Raw genomic sequence first — 3,414 nt, forward strand, 5'->3', positions numbered from 1 at the left:
CGGCGTCTCGAAGTTCCAGTCCCGGCCAGACCGCTTGCCCGAGACATAGGAATAAAGCCGCCGCCAGTCGTCGATATGGTTGACGTCCGACGACCCTTGCGCGATCCGCATCCGCGGCTCGCCCTCGGCGGCCGCAGACGGTTTCAGCCAGCCGCTCGGATGGTTGAAACGGTCAAGTCGCAGAACGATCGTCTAGGCCGGCAAGCCGTCAGGGACGCGACAGTCCCTGAAAGTTGCGCTCCAGAAGCTCGGGCGGAATGGCGATATCCTCCCAGTTTTCACCATCGTATCGAAGAATGCCGTGCTTGTAGTCGAACAACCACAGGACATCATCGACGGCCTGAACCTTGAGGGGGGTTGGAACGCCGCCATTGATGGACGGCTCGAGGCGCGGTTTCAGGGGTGTCAGGATGTGGCCGTCGAACCAAGACAGTCTGTAGTCCGAGGCAATGACCAACCTGTCCCGAAATTTGGTGATCGAGACATGGCTTTGGGCCCGGTCGCCATGGAAGGACTGGTCCTGAAAACCATCACGGGGATTGCCTACAAGGATGAGGCCACCGGAGCCAACGATCCAGATACGCTCGCGATACTCCACAAAGGCAGCGTTCAGAACCTGCTCGGTTTTGACATCAACCTTCTGCCAATCGTCACCTCCGGACTGGAGTAGGAGCCCAACCGGTGTTTGAACAATCCCCTGCCCCTCTGCCCAGCGCTCTGCTTCCTCGCTTAATTCGTGATACCGCTCCAGGTCATCCGTTTCCATCATCTCCTTTTGAATCTGTTCGGGCGTTCTCCAAAATTCTGCTTCGATGCGACCACCCGCGAGGGCACTGCCGCTATATGATTCGAGGAATGAGAAGCTGCCGAGTCGGCCTGCTTGCGCATTGCTTATGATCAGCCGAAACCACGACCCGCTGCTGTCCCGTTCATACAGTTGCCCTCCCATACCGAAAGCAACGAGTCCGGCGCCAAGAGAGGAGAGCCCAGCCATCCCTCCCGAGCCGTCTGCATCATCACTATAGATCCCTGCCCCAGGAATTTTCTCGGTGCGGATGCCGCCGTCCTCGATGAAGAAGACATCGCCTTCGTCGCTGATCGCGACATAGGGTCGATCGCCGGGCTGCGCCCCTGCACGGGCCGTCACGCAAAAGACGTTTCGCTGGACCTCCACTCGGCTCCAGGGTTGGGGGAAGGAGCCATCATACTCCAAAATGATCGAAAACGGATCGTCTGCCTCAAGCTCGTGGATCGCCACGCAAAAACGATCACGGTCGACGGCAATTGCTGCTCGTAGGCGCTGGAATTCCGAAAACTGCGTCGGCATTAGTAGTATCCAGCCATATCTGCCGATTATCCAATCGGGCGAACCGACTCAAAGCCGGAAGGACCAATCCGCGTGAGATAGAAGGTGTCGAGCTGTGCCAGGAATGTGTAATGCTCCAGAGCCTTGACACGCTTGATGTGGTCAACCGATCGCGTCGGACTGTCCAATCCGGCGATCGCCAATGCCGGGAAAAAGCCATAGCATTCGTCCATCGTCGGCGCCCCGTAGCGCTCCACACAGGGGCTGAACATTGGCTCGCCGAGGTAGTCGGAGAAGTCAACGTCATCTTGCTGGAACGGCAGGATGCTTGCTGCCATGTGCTCATCATTCGGGGCCAGCCTAGGCTAATCGGGAAGCCCGCGAAAACGCGTCGGCTCCAAAGCCTGACAAAACACCATCCCCGTCGGCAAACTTAGTTCAACAAGGCCCAGCCGGTTCGACCAAATCCGCAACAAACCGAAGGCCGTGTCGGCAAGTACGTTGCAATCGTCATGATGGAACTCATTATCGGCTTTGAAGACAATCGCCAGGATAGTGCGAAAAACCTCTGGCTGGCGTAGTCTGAAAAGCCCACGATTATAGGCACCAAACCCGACCTGCGTCAGGAAATCGACCAGCACTTGCGGGAGCTTTTTGACGAGAATACCGATCTCATCAGCGTCAGGCTTTGAAGAGAACGCAGGCGTGCCCTCCGTATCGATGAAGTCTTGAAAATCATCCCAAGGGTTCATTGATAGACCGCAGCTCCTCGCGCGACTGAGCCGCCACATTACGGGCGCGGCAGCCCCTTGAAGTCCCGCTCAAGAAGCTCCGGTGGGATGGCGATCTTTGACCAGCGGTCGCCGTCAAATGTGTGAACACCGTGTTTGACATCGAAGTAGAAGAGTAAGTCGTTGACCGCCTGAACCTTCAACGGGTTGGGCACGCCCTCGTTGATCGCCGAGTCCAAAATCGGACGCAGCGGCGTCAATCTATGACCGTCGAACCAGTGCAAACTATAGAATGACGCAACGACCATTCTGTCGTTGAATTTGGTGATCGAGATCAGGCTCTCGTCGTCGCCCTTGAACGAAACATCCTGAAAGCCGTAGGTGGCGTTGCCGACGAGGATCACGCCATTATGCCCGACGGCCCAGATCCTGTCCGGCGCCTCGATGAAGATGTCGGCCAGCGTCGCCGGCGTCGGCTCATGGCGTCCATCACGCGGCATCGCGACGATCCGCCATTCCTCCCCGTTCCAATGATAGAGCCGACCCTCCATAACACGCGATGGGCCTTCCGCGGCATGGTGGATAGCTAGAGCATCCTTATTTCTTCCTTGCCGGAACAATTCAGCGGCGCGCTCCTCTTCTTCTTCGCTCAACTCGCGACTCGTGCTCATTGGGGAATAGGTGACGCTCATATAGAGGTCGTTTTCCGCAGGACCGTCCAGATCGCCGAAGATGAGATAGTCGTAGGTTTCTGGCGCTTGGGGCAGCTTGTCCTTGTGAAACCAGTCCCATTCGGTCTCTATCACGCGATAGAGTTGCGAGTAATAGCCGGTAACAAAGAGCGCACCCTCGACCGAGGTGACCGTGTTGACATAGCCTAGGTCGGTTGCGTCGTCGGACCAGACACCGGCGCCCTCGATCTTCAGCTTGACCGGCTCATCGTCTCCCGCTGGTAGGGTATAGACCTCGCCTTCGTCGCTCAGGGCGTAGAAGATTGGGCGCCCCTCCGGGCCAATCTTGCCGGTCAGCCCGGTGATGTTGCGGGGAACGTCGAAACGACTCCACGGCTGCTCCAACTGTCCCTCATGAATGAGGATATAGGAATACATATCGTCGTAGTCAGAGCTGCTGAAGGTGACGCCGAACGTGTTTTCGGTAAGGGCAAAGGCGGCGTAGATACGGTATGGATCGAAGGTTTTCATGTTAGAACTCTTAATACGTCCCGGCTTTGAGTACCCGGATTACGTTCTCGTCTTTGGGTGATGGGGTGGACGCCCCCGGCGGCATCGATGTGCCAGAGTGAGGGTGTTGAACATCACTCGAAGGAGGCGTCCGTGCCTGAGGTTACCACGATCGGTCTTGATATCGCGAAGAACG

General features: G+C 57.2%; 4 protein-coding genes. All 4 read right to left on the minus strand.

What is annotated here, in order from left to right:
• Positions 1-208: 208 nt before the first annotated feature.
• From ABRA89_RS20170 to ABRA89_RS20185, 4 genes are read right to left on the minus strand one after another with little or no spacing between them, the layout of a single operon-like run.
• Complete coding sequence (locus ABRA89_RS20170) at positions 209-1,327, minus strand: hypothetical protein (protein ID WP_349943297.1); 1,119 nt, start codon at positions 1,325-1,327, stop codon at positions 209-211.
• 26 nt (positions 1,328-1,353) lie between these two features.
• Positions 1,354-1,644: a T6SS immunity protein Tdi1 domain-containing protein gene (locus ABRA89_RS20175; RefSeq protein ID WP_349943298.1), complete on the minus strand. Its 291-nt coding sequence runs from the start codon at positions 1,642-1,644 to the stop codon at positions 1,354-1,356.
• Positions 1,645-1,671: 27 nt separating this feature from the next.
• Positions 1,672-2,058 carry a GAD-like domain-containing protein gene (locus ABRA89_RS20180; protein WP_349943299.1) on the minus strand — a complete coding sequence of 129 codons (387 nt, stop codon included), beginning with the start codon at positions 2,056-2,058 and terminating at the stop codon, positions 1,672-1,674.
• A gap of 38 nt (positions 2,059-2,096) precedes the next feature.
• Positions 2,097-3,239, minus strand: coding sequence for a hypothetical protein (locus ABRA89_RS20185; protein WP_349943300.1), 1,143 nt, complete (start codon positions 3,237-3,239; stop codon positions 2,097-2,099).
• Positions 3,240-3,414 lie beyond the last annotated feature (175 nt).

Origin of the sequence: Fulvimarina thalattae (genome assembly GCF_040239565.1) — a bacterium.
GTDB lineage: Bacteria > Pseudomonadota > Alphaproteobacteria > Rhizobiales > Rhizobiaceae > Fulvimarina.

Coding starts and splice junctions, on each gene's coding strand:
- ABRA89_RS20170 (WP_349943297.1), bottom strand. CDS start 1,327: ATGCCGACGCAGTTTTCGGAATTCCAGCGCCTACGAGCAGCAATTGCC.
- ABRA89_RS20175 (WP_349943298.1), bottom strand. CDS start 1,644: ATGGCAGCAAGCATCCTGCCGTTCCAGCAAGATGACGTTGACTTCTCC.
- ABRA89_RS20180 (WP_349943299.1), bottom strand. CDS start 2,058: ATGAACCCTTGGGATGATTTTCAAGACTTCATCGATACGGAGGGCACG.
- ABRA89_RS20185 (WP_349943300.1), bottom strand. CDS start 3,239: ATGAAAACCTTCGATCCATACCGTATCTACGCCGCCTTTGCCCTTACC.